At 50.1% G+C, this 17262-nt stretch carries 11 protein-coding genes and 2 pseudogenes; 9 read left to right on the forward strand and 4 right to left on the reverse strand.

The features are described from left to right. Nucleotides 1-11: 11 nt before the first annotated feature. The gene (locus Q1L34_RS27165; protein ID WP_001549885.1) at nucleotides 12-1490 is read right to left on the reverse strand and encodes a SulP family inorganic anion transporter; all 1479 of its coding nucleotides are present in this window, start codon (nucleotides 1488-1490) and stop codon (nucleotides 12-14) included. Between the two features lie 483 nt (nucleotides 1491-1973). On the opposite strand from Q1L34_RS27165, the gene Q1L34_RS27170 reads away from it, so the two are divergent. Next, entirely contained in the window at nucleotides 1974-2327 is a 354-nt protein-coding gene (locus tag Q1L34_RS27170) for a metalloregulator ArsR/SmtB family transcription factor (protein ID WP_001549886.1), read from the forward strand. A gap of 95 nt (nucleotides 2328-2422) precedes the next feature. After that, nucleotides 2423-3625: pseudogene (locus Q1L34_RS27175) on the forward strand (arsenic transporter); the annotation flags it as partial. Nucleotides 3626-3918: 293 nt separating this feature from the next. Here Q1L34_RS27175 and Q1L34_RS27180 read toward each other — a convergent pair. Together Q1L34_RS27180 and Q1L34_RS27185 are read right to left on the reverse strand one after the other, a co-directional pair. Further along, complete coding sequence (locus Q1L34_RS27180) at nucleotides 3919-4941, reverse strand: IS110 family RNA-guided transposase (RefSeq protein ID WP_001572362.1); 1023 nt, start codon at nucleotides 4939-4941, stop codon at nucleotides 3919-3921. 23 nt (nucleotides 4942-4964) lie between these two features. Beyond that, nucleotides 4965-8003: a Tn3 family transposase gene (locus Q1L34_RS27185; protein WP_015062840.1), complete on the reverse strand. Its 3039-nt coding sequence runs from the start codon at nucleotides 8001-8003 to the stop codon at nucleotides 4965-4967. 167 nt (nucleotides 8004-8170) lie between these two features. Here Q1L34_RS27185 and Q1L34_RS27190 point away from each other — a divergent pair, with 167 nt between their 5' ends. Continuing rightward, complete coding sequence (locus Q1L34_RS27190) at nucleotides 8171-8806, forward strand: recombinase family protein (protein ID WP_157190499.1); 636 nt, start codon at nucleotides 8171-8173, stop codon at nucleotides 8804-8806. Between the two features lie 27 nt (nucleotides 8807-8833). On the opposite strand, the pseudogene fghA reads toward Q1L34_RS27190, so the two are convergent. After that, nucleotides 8834-9469, reverse strand: a pseudogene (gene fghA, locus Q1L34_RS27195) (S-formylglutathione hydrolase); the annotation flags it as partial. A gap of 83 nt (nucleotides 9470-9552) precedes the next feature. On the opposite strand from fghA, the gene Q1L34_RS27200 reads away from it, so the two are divergent. From Q1L34_RS27200 to Q1L34_RS27225, 6 genes are all read left to right on the forward strand, one after another. Next, nucleotides 9553-10548 (forward strand): tyrosine-type recombinase/integrase, encoded by a 996-nt coding sequence (locus Q1L34_RS27200; RefSeq protein ID WP_374121765.1) that lies wholly within the window; start codon nucleotides 9553-9555, stop codon nucleotides 10546-10548. Then, nucleotides 10545-12677: a site-specific integrase gene (locus tag Q1L34_RS27205; protein ID WP_256800097.1), complete on the forward strand. Its 2133-nt coding sequence runs from the start codon at nucleotides 10545-10547 to the stop codon at nucleotides 12675-12677. The genes Q1L34_RS27200 and Q1L34_RS27205 overlap by 4 nt, the downstream gene beginning before the upstream one ends. Nucleotides 12678-12815: 138 nt before the next feature. After that, on the forward strand, nucleotides 12816-13859 hold the full coding sequence (locus Q1L34_RS27210; RefSeq protein WP_157190501.1) for a nucleotidyltransferase domain-containing protein: 1044 nt from the start codon (nucleotides 12816-12818) through the stop codon (nucleotides 13857-13859). Continuing rightward, entirely contained in the window at nucleotides 13856-15589 is a 1734-nt protein-coding gene (locus tag Q1L34_RS27215; RefSeq protein ID WP_157190502.1) for a ThiF family adenylyltransferase, read from the forward strand. The genes Q1L34_RS27210 and Q1L34_RS27215 overlap by 4 nt, the downstream gene beginning before the upstream one ends. After that, a complete protein-coding gene (locus Q1L34_RS27220) occupies nucleotides 15582-16052 on the forward strand; it encodes a Mov34/MPN/PAD-1 family protein (RefSeq protein ID WP_157190503.1) in 471 nt (156 codons plus the stop codon). Before Q1L34_RS27215 ends, Q1L34_RS27220 begins: the two co-directional genes overlap by 8 nt. Before the next feature lie 8 nt (nucleotides 16053-16060). After that, complete coding sequence (locus Q1L34_RS27225) at nucleotides 16061-17128, forward strand: SAVED domain-containing protein (RefSeq protein ID WP_157190504.1); 1068 nt, start codon at nucleotides 16061-16063, stop codon at nucleotides 17126-17128. Nucleotides 17129-17262 lie beyond the last annotated feature (134 nt).

Raw genomic sequence — 17262 nt, forward strand, 5'->3', positions numbered from 1 at the left:
TCTCCAGTAAATTAATGGCCACCCATCAGCTTTTCCACTTCTTCAGGCTTGTCATGCACTCCGAAGCGGTCAACGAGGGTGCGGGTCGCGTCATTCATACCCTTGATCTCCACTTCCGTGCCTTCGCGACGGAACTTGATAACCACCCGGTCCAGCGCGCTCACGGAGGTGATATCCCAGAAGTGGGCGTGCGTTACGTCAATCACCACGCGCTCCACCGCTTCACGGAAGTCGAAGTGGCTCATAAAGCGATCGGATGAGGCAAAGAATACCTGGCCGGCTACGGTATAGGTGCGGGTGTCGTCCTTCAGCTCAGAGGAGACCGCCATAAAGCGGGCGACCTTGGTGGCGAAGTTCAGCGAGGCAATCAGCACGCCGGTGAGCACGCCAAACGCCAGGTTATCGGTCGCCACCACCACCACCACGGTGGCCAGCATCACCACGCTGGTTGACAGCGGATGGCTGCGCAGGTTGCTGATGGAGCGCCAGGAGAAGGTGCCGATGGAGACCATGATCATCACCGCCACCAGAGCCGCCATGGGTATCCGGGACACCCAGTCGCGCAGGAACACCACCATCAGCAGCAGCACCACGCCGGCGGTGAGCGTGGAAAGCCGCCCGCGCCCGCCCGATTTGACGTTGATCACCGACTGGCCAATCATCGCGCAGCCCGCCATGCCGCCGATAAAGGAGGTGCAGATGTTGGCCACGCCCTGCGCCTTGCACTCGCGGTTTTTATCGCTCGGCGTGTCGGTCATGTCGTCCACGATGGTGGCGGTCATCATCGACTCCAGCAGCCCCACCACGGCAAGTCCTGCCGAGTACGGCAGAATAATCATCAGCGTGTCGAGGTTAAGCGGGATATCCGGGATCAGAAACACCGGCAGGCTGTCCGGCAGTTTGCCCATGTCACCCACGGTGCGCACGTCCAGGTGCAGCCACATGGAAATGGCGGTCAGCACGATGATGCAGACCAGCGGCGAGGGAATGGTTTTGTTCAGATACGGGAAGAGATAAATGATGCCCAGGCCCGCAGCGGTCAGGGCATAAACGTGCCAGGTGACGTTGGTCAGCTCCGGCAGCTGCGCCATAAATATCAGGATGGCCAGCGCGTTCACGAAACCGGTGACCACCGAGCGGGAGACGTAGCGCATCAGGCTGCCCAGCTTCAGGTAGCCGGCCGCCAGCTGCAGTACGCCGGTCAGCGCCGAGGCCGCCAGCAGATACTGCAGGCCGTGGTCTTTTACAAGCGTGATCAGCAGCAGCGCCATCGCACCGGTGGCGGACGATATCATTGCCGGACGGCCGCCGAGGAAGGCCATAACCAGGGGAATACAGAACGCAGAGTAGAGCCCGACCTGCGGGTCGACTCCGGCGATGATGGAAAAGGCGATCGCTTCGGGAATAAGCGCGAGCGCGACCACAATACCGGCAAGGACGTCACCACGGACGTTACCCAGCCAGTCCTTACGCGTCGAGGACAGCAGCATAGTCATTTCTCAGTTTTTGATTACGGTCAGCCCGTGAGGGCAAAAATTTTACGTACGAAAAAGCACATCCGCAGACGGGATGTTTTTGAGTGCGCGCCGAAGTTTATTCAGTGCGACAGAGGAGGGGTACGACTCAGGGTGGCGTAAGACGCATGGTGGTGTTTATCACTCCTTCACGGCTGACAGAGCAGCGCGGGTAATCAGAAAGACCGGATGAACAGACGTTCAGTACCGGCCACAAATGCCCGCCGGGCAGATGAACCACGGCAAAAAGCGCTTTTTACTCTACACGAATTGTTAACGGGGTCAACGCGCAGGGCAAAAACGCTGTTCATGGAATGCCGGTCAGGCGCATCCGGACGGAAAGTCCTTCTGCATGCTCAGGCTCGTCCGGCGTTCGCACATACATATGATTAAGTGAATATAAATTTGACGGAGAAAGTTTCACAGGTACACTCAGGTCAGTCACAATAAGGAGTCACCATGCCACCCGTGTCCCCCCTGCAGCTTTTTAAAAGCCTTTCCGACGAAACCCGACTCAGCCTCGTGCTGCTGCTACGCGAAAAAGGGGAGCTCTGCGTCTGTGAACTTACGTCCGTGCTGAAAGAAACTCAGCCCAAAATCTCACGGCATCTGGCTCTGCTGAGAGAAAACGGGCTGCTTACCGACCGGCGGGACGGAAAATGGATCCACTATCGTCTGTCGCCTCATATGCCGGCGTGGGCAGCGGCGGTTATCGAACAGGCTTATCTCTGCCAGCGGGATGATATCCGCCAGCTCAGCCGGCAGGCTGAACGCGATAACGCCACCACCAACGGCAAGCCTGTCTGCATTTAAAAATTTACCGGTATATATCTGGATTATCGAATATATTACGCATCGAAAATTTATCAGTCCGGTTTAACAGGCATTTGTATTCAATAGGAGCGGGTATGTTTCTGGCAGGTGCGATTTTCATCCTGACGCTGGTACTGGTCATCTGGCAGCCGAAGGGGCTGAGCATTGGCTGGAGTGCCGTCATCGGTGCGGCGCTGGCGCTGCTGACCGGCGTGGTGCACATCGGTGATATTCCGGTGGTCTGGCAGATTGTCTGGAACGCCACGGGCACGTTCATTGCGGTCATCATTATCAGCCTGCTGCTCGATGAGTCCGGCTTTTTTGAGTGGGCCGCGCTGCACGTTTCCCGCTGGGGAGGCGGCAGGGGCCGGCTGCTGTTCACGTATATCGTTCTGCTGGGTGCCGCAGTGGCGGCGCTGTTTGCCAATGACGGAGCCGCGCTAATTCTGACGCCGATCGTTATTGCCATGCTGCTGGCGCTGGGATTCACTCCCGGCTCCACGCTGGCGTTTGTGATGGCAGCGGGCTTTATCGCTGACACCTCCAGCCTGCCGCTCATCGTATCGAACCTGGTGAACATCGTAACGGCTGACTTCTTTACGCTGGGCTTCAGCGAGTACGCATCCGTCATGGTGCCGGTGAACATTGCCTCCATTGCGGCCACGCTGGTGATGCTTCATCTCTTTTTCCGCAGGGACATCCCGGTCACCTATGACCTGGCGAAGCTGAAGGCACCGCGGGAAGCCATCCGGGATGCACGAACCTTTAAGGCTGGCTGGGTGGTTTTGGTTCTTCTGCTGGTTGGCTTTTTTGCTCTGGAGCCGCTCGGCGTGCCGGTCAGCCTGGTGGCGGCGGTGGCGGCGTTTATTCTCTGGCTGGTTGCCCGCAAAGGACACGTGATTGACGCCGGCAGGGTGCTGAAAGGCGCGCCCTGGCAGATCGTTATCTTTTCGCTGGGCATGTATCTGGTGGTATACGGACTGCGTAACGCCGGACTGACTGATTACCTTTCCGCCGCCCTGAACCGGTTTGCAGAGCACGGCGTATGGGGCGCAACGCTCGGCACCGGCTTCCTGACGGCGGCACTCTCGTCCGTCATGAACAACATGCCCACCGTGCTGGTTGGCGCGTTGTCGATTGACGGTAGTAGCGCACAGGGCGTGGTGAAGCAGGCGATGATTTACGCCAACGTCATCGGCTGTGACCTCGGCCCGAAAATAACCCCTATCGGCAGCCTCGCAACCCTGCTGTGGCTGCACGTGCTGGCACAGAAAAACATCACCATCAGCTGGGGCTATTAGGGGTCAGTTTGGATATCGAAAATTATTGTACTATAAGGGCTTCCCCGGCGTGTCAACGCCGGTGTTTATGGTTTCTGTCTGCTCTTCAGTAAAAATAAAGGGGAGAGACTGCGGTACTATAAACGGCCATGATGAATCGTCATCGATTCGGACCCTGATGAAAGACGCGCGTGAGGTTCTTGTTCGTTAAGCGGATACGTATATCCTGTACAATAGCCAGATAGGCCTCACGGGGTCTAACCCTTTATCATCAACGAATTGCAGGTCAGATGGTTATTTTGTTTCGTGCTTTAGCTGGCTGAGTACAGCCTGAAATCATCACCGTAATGCAATGATGCCCAGCACAGCCTTGCGTTTTTGGCGGCGATGGCTACAACGGCACGCCAGTATCCTCTGCGATCGACCAGTGAACAGACCCAACGACTGAATAAATCAGTCCTTTTCTCGGCACCAATCAGAACCGAACGAGCCCCCTGAACCAGTAGCGTTCGCAGATACGAATCGCCAGCTTTAGTTATCCTGCCAAGCTTTGATTTCCCACCACTGCTGTACTGCGATGGCGTTAGTCCCAGCCAGGCTGCCAGTTGTCGCCCATTTTTAAAATCGTGTGCATTACCGATACTGGCGACCAGCGCACAGGCCGTTGTGGGACCAATCCCTTTCAGTTCCATCAATCGCTGGCTGCGGTGATCTGTTTTTGCCATGCGGGACAAAATCCGGTCATATTCAGTAATATTATCTTCAATACGATCAATGTGTTCCAGCAGGTCATTAACACATTGTTGAACCTGAAGTGGCAAAGAACTCTTCTGCTCAGAAACCATGTGACGCAGGGCATCTGTACTTTGTGGGGCGATGACACCGAATTCCGATATCAAACCTCTCAATCGGTTATATGTTGCTGTTTTCTCTTCGATAAAACCCTGTCTGATACGGTGTAGGCATTGCATCGCCTGCTGGCTCTCATCCTTCACTGGTACAAACCGCATATGCGGGCGACGAACTGCTTCACAGATAGCCTGAGCATCAGCTGCATCATTTTTGCCTGATTTACCGGCCATGCGGTAAGGAGATACAAATTTAGCAGCCATCAGCCGTGGTTCATGACCATATTGCCGAAACAACCTTGCCCAGTAGTGAGCCCCGGAGCATGCCTCCATCCCGATAACACAGGGAGGTAAACTGGCAATCAGCTCAGGAAGGGCAGCACGCGATACTTTGGGTTTAACCAGAACAGTTTTACCGTGTTGGTCAACGCAGTGAACAGCGAACACATTTTTAGCAAGATCGATACCGACAGTCGTGATGGTCATAACGAATCCCTCCGGGGCTATGTTTACCCCATGATTGCACAAGAGTTAATCAGGCGCATATCCAGGGGAAGTCCCTTCCATTCGTTAAGGTTATTTTTTGACCTGCCTAATTTAGCTGGCCTCAGCCGACGAAACTTACCGGCTGACGGTATCCGGTTGCTTTTCCATATATAATCGCCTGTCAGATTGATGTGTTCCCAGCCTAGCGGGGACAAATGCGACAGCAGTTGCTCGTTGATCTTCACTCCCTTACGCTTCAGAGCATCGACAGCTCTTTCCATATAGACGGTATTCCACAGGGATATGGCAGCTGTCAGGAGCGTCAGTCCACTGGCGCGATAGCTCTGATTTTCCGGTTTTCGGTCCCTGATTTCTCCCAGCCGGTGCATAAATACCGCTCGCGCCAGCGCGTTACGGGCTTCACCTTTATTCAGCCCCGCCTGTACCCGCCGACGCAGTGCAGGATCGCGGAACCAGTCGAGCATAAACAGAGTTCGTTCAATACGGCCAATTTCTCTCAGTGCTTTGGCCAGCCCGTTTTGCTTGGGGTAGCTGGCAAGCTTTTTCAGCATCAGGGATGCCGTCACGGTTCCCTGCTTTATCGAGGTTGCCAGACGCAGCACTTCACGCCAGTGAATTTCGATCTCTTTCAGATTCAGGCTGGTTGTTGATATCAGTGACTGAAGCGCCGGGTACTGGCCTGCTTTCCCTTTGATAAATAGCTTCTTGTCGTGGAGATCCCTGATTCGCGGACAGAACGCAAATCCCAGCAGATGCATCAGGGCAAAGACATGATCGGTGAAACCCGCTGTATCGGTGTAATGCTCCCTGATTTCCAGGTCGCTTTCGTGGTACAGCAAGCCATCGAGCACATGGGTTGAATCTCTGACCCGACTGATTATGCAGGTGTAAAACGGGCTGTATTGATCCGAAATATGGGTATAAAACTGACGTCCGGGCTCCTGCCCGTATTTCGGGTTAACCTGCCCTGCGTAGCGGCCTGATCTGCCTGTTCTGAAATTCTGTCCATCTGATGATGATGTTGTCCCGTCTCCCCAGAATGCCGCCAGCGGCCTTTTCCCCTGCGCGTTTACCAGCTCTGCAAGGGCTGCTGAATAGGTTTCGTCGCGGATGTACCATGCCTGAATATCTTCGAGTGATGATTTGGTGCTACCGGGGCAGGCTTCCGCCATTTTGGTCAGGCCAAGATTGATGCCATCCGCAAGAATGGTGGTGAGAAGCAGGCGGATATCGGGACGGGTAATGTCAGTTTTTATATGCGAAAAATGTCGGGTAAACGTCGTCCAGCTGTTTACCTCATCGAGAATTTCCGTGATTTTAGGGCGCGGTAGCATGCTGTAAACCAGCTCTGCCAGCGGTGAAACCTGCACCGGAACGCTGTTATCCAGCGGAGAGACTTTTACGCCCCTGTAAGATATTTCCACATCGGGCAGTTCACCAAGGGCAGCCATGGCATTGACCTCTTCAAGCCTGGACTGAAGCAGGGTCATACGGCTGGTAATGTACTCATGATAATCAGCAGATACGGGAAGTGGCAGCGCCGGTGTGAGTTTGTCAAAGTCCTTTTCGGGAATGAGGTAATCATCAAAATTTTTGTAGCGGCGTGAGCCTTTAACCCAGATGTCCCCGGAACGCAACGCCCCCTTAAGCTCGCTGAGCGCACAAAATTCATAGTACTGCCGGTCAATACCCGCAGGTGTAATTACCACCTTGCGCCAACTTTCTGGGACAAACTCAAGCGGCGCGGTGGCCGGAACTTTACGTGACTGCTTCCGGTACATATCCTTGATCACAACCAGCGCATCAGCCAGAGGTTGCGCTGCCGGAGTTGCGATTAACTGTAAAGCTGACAACATGCGCGGGGCATATTTCCGTAATGTGCTGTATTTCTCGGTAATAATATGCAGCGGGTCAAAATTATTTTTTCTGGCGAGATGGCGTGTTTCCTCCAGACTGGCGACAAATTCAGGCCATGGGAGTATGTTTTCTATTGCGAGCCATGGATCTCCCCCGGAATCACGGGCATCAGACAGCGCCTGACCGACATTGATGTACTGCCTCAGTTTTGACTGGATCAGCTTTCCGGTCTGCTGAAGGCGCTCAGCCTGTGTTCTTTTGGCTTTGCTGAAAAGGCTGTTCAGCATTCGCTCATGCAACTCAATCACTTCGTCTGTCAGTGTGGCTCTGGCTTCTTCCAGCACGCACACCAGGATCGCATGACGCCGGGCTGCTGAAAATCGGGTCAAATCCCGGCTGCTCATCTTTCGGCCTTCCCGCGCCAGTTTCAGCAACCGGTTCTGGTGAATGGTACGATCTATACCTTCCGGTAATGCCAGCGATTCAATGCTACTGAGCCGATCAAGGTGTTGCAGCACGTTCTTACCATTGATTTTACCCGGAGGTTGCAGAAGCCATGTCAGCCTGGAAGACTGATTATCCGATGACTCAAGTAAACAATCCAGAGCATCCCTGTGAGCCGGAGTTAACGGAGCATTCAGGGTCTGAAACACGATTTTATCGCCGCCTGCCATGGCCTCAGCACAGGAACGCTCCACGACATCAATCGAGGGGATTATCACGTTGTTCTGCCGGAGCCAGACCAGTAGTTCTTCGGCCAGGAGAATACCTTTATCGGTGCGCGTCGCCATCGGCAGCAGGTGTGTAATACAGTCCTGCTGTATTTTGCCGGTGAACGCTTTTAAGCCAAGATAGCGGTACAGTTCGGTTAAATGTTCGCGTCGCGTGGTTTCCCTGCCGGAAAGGTAAGCTGGCCAGAGATCCCCGGTAAGTTTTAGCCTGCTGGCGATATGCTTCAGCAGCGCATCAGAGGGAGGGATTTTTTTATCCGGGGTAAAGCCGACATTTTTCAGATAGCAAAGAAGGACGGCAAAACCAAAACGGCTGGCAGGTTTACGGTGGGCACTGATAAGTGCCAGATCATGTTCACTGAAATACGCCATCCGGGTCAGCGTTAACTCTTCGTCCGGTAATGCCAGTAATGATTCTCTTTCCGACAGAGAAAGAATCTGCCTCCTTGCCATATAGTTTCCCTCGTAAATTATCCGATGCGGTATTTTTAACAGAAATGCTTATCGCATAAGGGTACACCCTGACGCCATATTCAAAACGTGACGGCACACGATGAATGACATAACCTATATGCGATAGATTAAATGCAATAACTTAAATGCGATAACGTGGTGGAAAAATGTTCATCAGAGCTTATTTAAGGGCATCGACGGAAGATCAGTTCGCCGATCGGGCAAAAGAGATGCTGGAGCAGTTTGTTCAGGAGCGGGGACATAAAATAGCCAGTTACTACCGGGAGAACATCAGCGGTACAAAACTTGACCGCCCGGAACTGGGGCGCTTACTGAAGGACAGTCACCGCAATGATATTTTACTGGTCGAGCAGATAGACCGTCTGACCCGTCTGAGCAACAGCGACTGGATGACGCTGAAAAAGCAAATCGAGCAACACGAGCTGCGGATTGTCAGCCTCGATGTACCCACCTCATGGCAGGCGCTGTCAGATAAAGATCCTTCGCAGGCTGACCCAATCACCCGCGCCGTGATAACCGCCATCAATAATATGCTTATCGACCTGATGGCCTCGATGTCGCATAAGGACTGGCTGAGCCGCCGCCATCGGCAGAAGCAGGGAATTGAACGGGCACATACGCTGGGAAAATACCGGGGCAAACAGGCCGATCAGGAACGACATAAGAAAGTTCTGTATTACCGACAGGTCAAGAAACTGAGCATAAGAGAAACTGCTGAAGCCACCGGTTACAGCACATCTCAGGTCTGCAGGATTCAGGCCCTGTTCAGGCCTGAAAATTAAGCACATTTTCTGAGGCTGGAAATCAACTCATGCTGACAGCCTGAGCCTGTTGGCATGGTAAGCAATGTGCTCACCAATAAAGCTGGAAATGAAATAATAGCTGTGGTCGTAACCAGTATGATATCGGAATGATGTGTTGATGTTCATCTCGTTGCACACTCTTTCAAGACTTTTAGTGCGTAACTGATCTTCATAAAAGGCGTCACTTAATCCCTGGTCAATAAAAATTTCTGGTAATTTCGCACCCTGTAAAATGAGACTGACGGGATCGTAGTGCTCCCACGTTTTTTTATTTTCACCCAGGTACGCGGTGAATGCCTGTTGTCCCCATGGCACCTGAGAAGGTGACACTATTGGTGAAAATGCCGATACACTCACATATTCATCAGGATTTCGCAGCGACAGAACCAGCGCTCCCAGCCCCCCCATGGAGTGACCGGATATTGATTTCCTTGATGTTACAGGTAAATGCTCCATGACAACATCCGGAAGCTCATGGAGAATATAGTCATACATCCTGTAATGCGTGTTCCACGGATGTTCCGTCGCGTTCAGATAAAATCCGGCACCCTGGCCCAGATCGTAGCTGTCAGCATCTGCGACATGCTCTCCACGGGGACTGGTATCAGGAACAACGACGATGATGTTGTTCCTGGCGGCATAAAGTAAGTTAAGTGGAATGCAACATTTGATTGGCCTGTTTGAACTAAACTACACCTGTTTCTCTGTCAAAAGAGGTCAACATGATGGTCAGCAATCCACTTTTTACTGCCAGTATGCATCTTGTTGAGCAATGGCTCGGGCTACTGACTGATCTGGGGCGGGCTGACGCCACGATCAAAGCCTATCGTGGTGCTCTGACGCATTATCTGCGGTACTGCGAAGCAAATTCACTACATCCACCTTCTGCCCGTTTTGAAGATTTTTCCGCATATCTACGGCCCCAGCTCCCGGGAATGGCACTGCCGGCCGCCAGTGCCACACTGCAGTTGCGCATTTCAGCCATCCGGCTCTGGTACGAGTATCTTTATTACCAGGATCTCTGTGAAACCAGTCCGATACCCCGGGCAATGTTGCCCAGCCCGGTGTTCAGCGGACGCGGACTGGTACCGCGTATCACCCGTCTTCCCAGCATTCCTGATGATCATAACTGGTTTACTCTTCTGCAACAGGCCGCCTCCGCAACGTTGCGCGACCGTCTGATGCTGGCACTAGCCTACTATGGTGCATTACGGCGGGCAGAAGTCACGGCGCTTCAGGTTGACGATCTTGATCCGGGCCACCGGCTGATCCGTATCCGTGCCGAAACCACCAAGAATCATCGCGAGCGTATAGTGTGTTACAGCCCAACGATAACCCCTGTGCTTGCCGCACATTTGCAGCAGTTACGGCACAGTGGTTTTTTTGGTGGGGCACTTTTTCGCTCAGTCTCTGACCGGAATCACGGTATGCCGCTAAGCATCTGGAGTTGGAGTAAAACCGTTCGTAAATGGAGAGACCAGGCCGGGTTGGCCGATTTCTCCACCCATACCTTCCGTCATCTGCGCCTGACCCATCTGGCGCGGGCTGGCTGGAAACTTCACGAACTCGCCGCCTATGCCGGGCATCGGGACCCCCGGACGACCCAGGTTTACTTGCACCTGTCCGGTACCGATCTCTCTGCCCGCATGGCCGGGGCTGTCGCTGAGCTTGACAGAAAAGTTGCCGGACTGGTTTTTTCTGACCGGAGGATTCTCTTATGAAAGCCGAAAACACTACCGGCGTTGTCTGGCAGCCCTTTGAGCTGGAGTCATACCGGCTCAGGGACGCTTTCTCCGAACAGGAACGCCTTGCCCTGAGCACTCCACAACGGCGGGGTAAGTATCTTCAGCAGAAACGTGTGCCGGCATTCCTTCGCCCTCTATATGACATCGCCACCCGGAGTGGTATAAAGCCAGAGGTCGCCAGGATAACCATTCTGGCGGTACTCGCTGAAGCGGCCCGCCAGGATCTGCCTTGTCACCTCTGGGCAGAGGATATATCGCAGAAGTTGTATCAGCGACGACACCTCAGTGGTCCGTTGCTGGCGGCTTTTGCCTTCCACTTGTCACAGGTTCCTCTCCCGTTGTACAGCGCCCGGTGCCGGCAGCCTGCGTATTATGCCTGTGCGGTTTTTGGCCGGGATATTTTTCAGCAGGAACTCAGCCGTCTCATGGACGTCCTGGTGGCTCAGGGGTATTCCCTCCGCCATCAGGAAATGTTTCTCTCGGCGGTTCTGGGAATGCTGATGCTGGAAAATGGCGATCCGCGGCTGGAAAGCTTTACCGAAGATCTCCTCCTGCGGGGCCAACAGTACCGCACTAACGGAATCGCCAGAGCGGTAGGTAAGGTCTCCCATGGACTGGCAGCCATGGGAATTTTGTCACGCCCATTGCGCATGCGGGGTTATACCGGCTGGAAAGAGAAACGAACTGACGGGATTGCTGCTGAATGGGTCGGATGGTGTCAGCGCTGGCGGGAAACGTCCGTACTGCGGCCACGGACCCGTGAATCGAACTACAGCTTTATTCTGCGTATCGGTTTGTGGCTTGCCAGAGATTTTCCTGATATTCGAGAGCCTGCTGACTGGAGCATCAGTACCTGTGCCAGTTTCATCGCAGCCCTGGGAAGAATGAATGTGGATGAGCTTTCTCTGGAGCCTGAAAAAACAAGACGAGTATCCGCCCGATCCGGACAGCCAATGATGAGCAACTCCCGGGCATCTTTTTTGTATGCCCTGCGGCGTTTTTTTGTTGATTTTGAACTCTGGGGATGGGGAAGGCTGAAGCTAAGCCCCTACCGCCATCTGGCCACGCCGGACACGCCAGCGTTCAGCCGGGGAGTAAATCCCAGGGTGATTGACGATCCTGTGTGGCTGAAGCTGATCTGGGCCAGCCTCAATTTACGACCTGAGGATATGCTGACCGGGATCCATTATCCGTTTACCATGCACCAGGCGATGGCGGTTATCTGGACTCATGCAGGCTTACGCCAGAACGAAATATTTCGATTGAGCGTAGGCTGTGTCCACGAGCAGACAGATGATATTGTGCATGATGATGGCAGTATTATCCCTGCAGGAACGCTCTGTTATCTCGATGTTCCGGCTGGAAAAACATCAAGGGCATTTGTCAAACCAGTCGCCAGTGTCGTGAAAAAGTATGTAGATCTATGGTTACAGGAACGCCCTACAGAACAGGCTCCTTTGACGGATGAGCGAACTGCTGAAAGGGTCAATTATTTATTTCAGTACAGAGGAAAACTGATAGGAAGCTCAATCCTGAATAACACGATCATTCCGGTACTCTGTGCCCGGTCCGGTGTCCCTCTCGATGACAGCCGGGGGCGAATTACCAGTCACAGGGGAAGAGCATCAGCCGTCACCGCACTGGCCAGTGTGCCACAGGGGATGACTCTGCATGAGTTGATGGAATGGTCCGGACATAGCTGCCCACGCTCAACCCTGCACTACATCCGCATTCGCCCAACACGGCTGGCGGCTTCTTTTGTGAAAGCGGACAAAATTTCTCATATGATTAGCGTGCTGATCGATCATGACAGTCAGGCACTAACGTCATCAGGGCCTGCCCTATACTATGATTTAGGCGATTTGTATTGCACCAATCCATTTTGGAGCAGTTGCCCGCACAGAATGGCCTGTATTGGTTGTGATTTCAGCTTGCCAAAAAGCAGCTCTCGGGCTCAGGCTCTTGAAAGTAAGGCATCCATACATCGGTATCTTGAAGAAGTTCCGCTCACGCCAGATGAGAAAGCCATTGCTGAAGGTGATATTGATAAGCTGACAGCATTCATAAAAAAAATGGCTAGTCAGCCACCACCTCAAAAAGACTAAACCTTACGGGCTCTCTACGTTAACAAAGTTAATTTTTATTGATGTAAATCAGAATTAGATTAAATTCTCAGTCGGTCACTTGAAATCAAGCGAAGCGGCTCCATTTGTTGTTTAATTCACAACAAATATGGGGTCAAGATGAGTCTTCAAAACAAATTTAAAAATTTTCACGATGCTATCAAGTTAGGAAGGAAGGACTTGGAGTACACAACGGCCCGCCTCAAGGACGAAAGCATTACTGCCGATATCGTTGAACGATTCAAAGAAGATGGATATCCGGTTATTGAGGATTTCATTCAAGGGTCTTTGGCGACCTTCACGGGTATCCGGGAAAAAGGCCAGGATTTCGATATTGACCGTGCAATAGTAATCGAAGCGGAGTTGGCCCCAGAAAACCCAATAACACCTAAGCTCGCTGTACTTGAAGTACTGGAAGGCCGGGGTTTTAAAAATGCTAAGATCAAAAAACCTTGTGTGACTGCTGACTACAAGGCTGATGACCTTCATATCGATATCCCAATTTACCGCAAGTACGATAACGGCCAATACGAACTGGCCGTTGGCAAGAAACATTCAGCTGAGGATAACCGCGAGTGGGCCAAATCTGCGCCACGTGAACTTATCGACTGGGTGAATAATTACGACGCTAATGAAGCTTATGGCTCGAATAAGCATGACCAGTTTCGACGTATTGTCAGATACCTCAAGCGCTGGCGAAATTTTACATTTGGCGATGATGTCCGTCGTAAAATCTACTCAATTGGTATAGCTGTCATGGTCAAGGAATCCTTCGTCTCCTCCATCAACGATGAAGGCTTCCCTGATGACCTTACTGCACTGAGAAAGACAATCGACCACATACTTAACTATCGTAGCTATTTCACTCAGGTTGACGTGGATAAATACAGTGTCAATGTTACGCTTCCAGTCTGCCCATACAGAGATATTTTTCATAGCAGCAGTATCGTCACAGGAACACAGTTTCGCAACAAGCTGAGCGCACTGTTGAAAACCTTGGATAAGGTTGCTGATGAAGAGCAAGAGTCAAAACAGTGCGAATTGCTACGAAATGCATTCGGTGAAGATTTTCCTGAGTGCGCTGAAACATCATCTGCATCGTCAAATGCTGTTAAAACTGTTTTCGCATCTGCCGGAGTAGTGGGGACATCGCAAGGCGCATGAATTATTCAGTCATCATGGCTCACTTGAATGAATGCGGATACAAGGTATCCGCAATTCCATCAACGACGGCAGAGGTCGGATTCTTAACTGTCGAACTGGAGATAAACGGTATGCCAGTTACTCTTTGGCATATCGCTGTTACTGAACTCTCGAAAATGCCCAGCTTTCTCCTGGCTGAGCCATCAACATTACCCAGACTTGCGCACACTGCGTTCTATCCTGGAAGCAAATTTGCAAGCATTTGTGTGAATGTACCTGACGCAGTATCCGTGAATTTTGAGTGTCCTGAGCTAGCCTTTGAAGAATCGCTAAAACGCCATGTTTCTTTGTTAAGTCAAGCTTTAACCGATAGTGAATGGAATACAAAGGAATTACTTCGGGAATTTGAAGCTGGCTGGCTGAATATCGTTGAGCCGGACATTCCCCCCTTTCTCTGTTTAACTGAAAGCGAAACACCAGAAGAGTTGTGCGTTCTGAAACCGAGTAAAGGCAGCGTAGGTCTGGGAAAATATCATTTAGGTTATGCTGAAGAGGCAGTCCCAGATAATATTTTTTCACCTATCAATCAGCTTCTAAAAAATCGCCAAGCCGCAAAAGGTAACGGATTCGTCATACCGTTGAGCGTGCTAAAACCTGCTCCATGGAAAAAGGATGAACTTACTGACTGGTATCTAGACCTACTGTCAGAACTACCGACGAATGTTCAAACAAAATTAACTCAGAAATTTGCTCAAAAGCGTTCATATGAGTTTTGGCTAATCTTCAATGCCCAAACTCCCTCTGGAATCACATGGTTTGGAATCCACTTTTCCCAAAAGAATGCTGGCAAGGGTCGAAAAACATTGCCTTTAAAGCATTCACATCTGGCCGAATGGGTGCTTGAACCCTTCATCGTGTTAACTTTTAATAAAGAAAGGATTATGCCCCGGAGTGGAGCGGAACAATCCCTTACTAGCAAAAAAGTTATGCTTGTTGGATGTGGTTCCGTAGGAGGCGATGTTGCAGATAAACTAGCAGCCTCTGGCGTTGGCCATATAGATTTATATGATCCAGAGACACTTTCACTGAATAACCTTTATCGGCACATTCTGCCACCCCAGTATGTCTCGTTCCATAAACCGAGTGCATTATGGCACAGCCTCACTAGCAAGTACCCATGGCTCGAGATTGGAAGCTACACTGGTAAGCTACTTGATTTGAGGAGTCATGACTTACTAATGAAGTATGATCTAATCATCATAGCTATAGGAGCACCGACCCAGGAACGATTGTTTCATGATTATTTAATTAAAGAAAAAATTAATGTCCCAGTTATTAACACATGGGTTGAAGGGTATGGCATAGGGGGGCATGCCGTTCTGGCGATCCCTGGGACAAAAGGATGTTTACGTTGTTCATATGTTGACCCAGCTGATTTTTCAAGAGGACTAGCCTCTAACTTGAATTTTTTGGCCCCGAATCAAGATTTGACTAAAAACCATGCTGGATGTGGCGATGCGTTCCTACCTTACTCATACATAGCCTCGACTCAAACTGCTCTTATTACCGCTAATCTCGGGGTTCAGTATCTTCTTAATAAAATTAGAGAATCATCCAGAGTGAGCTGGAAGGGGAGCTCTGAGGATGCGATAGCAAATGGATTCAAATTAAGCGGAAGGTATTACGCATTCACCCGTATATTAGAAATACTGCCCTTGTTCAATGATGAGTGTGATATTTGCAATGGATAATTTTGATATGCTAATTATCGATACTGAACATTTTAATCTCACTATATCAAAGAAAGTGAGTGATATCTGGCAGGAATATCGACAGCTCAAACCAATGGATCCCGAAGCGTTTGGAGTACTCATTGGCGATAAAGATTTTGAGATTGAGCGTTATGGTTTAGTTGAAATTACAGTACCGCAGAAAGAGGACAGATGCTCAAGAATGAGTTTTACCCTCAGAGATCCGGAACATCAACGTACCGTCGATCGACTGTATGAGAACTCCGAAGGCCAACTGGTCTACTTTGGCACATGGCATACACATCCTGAAAAAAACCCTCACGCTTCATACACCGACACTAGGGACTGGAATAATTGTAAATTACGGAACCCTGGACAGAGGCTTTTTTTCATAATAATTGGTACGGAAAGAAATGCCATTTACTATTTTAATGATGGAAAAATTATTCGACAGGAATTCTGAGGTACATCATGGATAAAGCAACTTTAATATATCTTATCAAGTTTATTTTTAGACCAAAAGATCAACTTTCTAAACTTTCACTTGGTTTGTTGAGTTTAGGAATGACAGGATTAGTTGGCGGTTGGGGGCTTAACATTGTTTTCTCAAAATCTTTTGTTAAAAGATATATTGATGTTATCGATGGAGTAAGTTTAACCTATCAAAAGTACTCGGATATTGCTCAAATAATAAGCTTTATCTTTATTGTTGCGGGTTTTATTTTATGGTGTATTTGCGTATATTTCGCTCTTCGGGACTTGAATAAGCGAGATATTGCCCTTATTCGAGCATATGGGTTTGAAAATACTGATCCTCACGCGGCAGAGAAAATACTCTCTACCAGAGAGAAGGCAAAAATTTTACATGTGGATTTTAAAGCCTTTGACTCAAGAATAAAAAATAACAATTTGTCCAACGCAAGTTATATCCGGCAAACTATCCAAGATAGGATACATCACACTGGTGCAACAACTGCTTATGTTGCTGCACTCGGCAGCGTACCGTATCTTTATATGGTTGGTAGCTTCATGACAGATGGACATTTGGCATTAAAGTTGTTTGATTTTGATCGGGATAAAAAAGTTTTTCATCCTCTTGATGCACCTCCGACTAATGCAAAGATAGTTAAGTTTTATAATGGTCAGATAATTTATGATAGTAAATGTGTACCATCAAATAATGGAAATGTTATAGGTCTTGCAATTTCATTTACAATGGAAGTTTTAGAAAAAGATCTTCCTGCCGAGTTTATTGGGCATACTTTACATGCTCAACTGAATACAGGGTTCCGGTTTGATAATCTTCCTGAGGAAGATGAGCAAGAAAAAATAGTCAGAGAGCTTAGCTATATTATCTCTGAATTAAAAAAACAGGCTAATGAGGTGCATCTTTTTGTTTCCGCACAAGCATCAGTCGTCCTTCGGCTTGGGACCCTTTACCAAGAAGGCTTGCATGGTGTTATAAATATTTGGCACTGGAACTCTATTGCTAACAAATATGAATGGTGTATAAAAGTGACTAGCAAGAATGTAAGTTAACGATTTATTCAGCATTTATGGTCTTTTTCAAATTGATAGTTTGTTTATAATGCCCTGATATATGGAGGATTATAACTCAGGGCTGTATGAACATATAACGCACATGTTAAATGAACCCGCTTCTACTTATAGCT

Origin of the sequence: Klebsiella ornithinolytica, from assembly GCF_030505655.1 — a bacterium.
In the GTDB taxonomy this organism is placed as follows: domain Bacteria; phylum Pseudomonadota; class Gammaproteobacteria; order Enterobacterales; family Enterobacteriaceae; genus Klebsiella; species Klebsiella ornithinolytica.

Excerpts from the sequence above, each read along its gene's own strand:
- Q1L34_RS27210 (WP_157190501.1), top strand. The coding sequence starts at position 12,816 with ATGAGTCTTCAAAACAAATTTAAAAATTTTCACGATGCTATCAAGTTA.
- Q1L34_RS27180 (WP_001572362.1), bottom strand. The coding sequence starts at position 4,941 with ATGACCATCACGACTGTCGGTATCGATCTTGCTAAAAATGTGTTCGCT.
- Q1L34_RS27170 (WP_001549886.1), top strand. The coding sequence starts at position 1,974 with ATGCCACCCGTGTCCCCCCTGCAGCTTTTTAAAAGCCTTTCCGACGAA.
- Q1L34_RS27220 (WP_157190503.1), top strand. The coding sequence starts at position 15,582 with ATGGATAATTTTGATATGCTAATTATCGATACTGAACATTTTAATCTC.
- Q1L34_RS27200 (WP_374121765.1), top strand. The coding sequence starts at position 9,553 with ATGGTCAGCAATCCACTTTTTACTGCCAGTATGCATCTTGTTGAGCAA.
- Q1L34_RS27185 (WP_015062840.1), bottom strand. The coding sequence starts at position 8,003 with ATGGCAAGGAGGCAGATTCTTTCTCTGTCGGAAAGAGAATCATTACTG.
- Q1L34_RS27215 (WP_157190502.1), top strand. The coding sequence starts at position 13,856 with ATGAATTATTCAGTCATCATGGCTCACTTGAATGAATGCGGATACAAG.
- Q1L34_RS27205 (WP_256800097.1), top strand. The coding sequence starts at position 10,545 with ATGAAAGCCGAAAACACTACCGGCGTTGTCTGGCAGCCCTTTGAGCTG.
- Q1L34_RS27190 (WP_157190499.1), top strand. The coding sequence starts at position 8,171 with ATGTTCATCAGAGCTTATTTAAGGGCATCGACGGAAGATCAGTTCGCC.
- Q1L34_RS27165 (WP_001549885.1), bottom strand. The coding sequence starts at position 1,490 with ATGCTGCTGTCCTCGACGCGTAAGGACTGGCTGGGTAACGTCCGTGGT.
- Q1L34_RS27225 (WP_157190504.1), top strand. The coding sequence starts at position 16,061 with ATGGATAAAGCAACTTTAATATATCTTATCAAGTTTATTTTTAGACCA.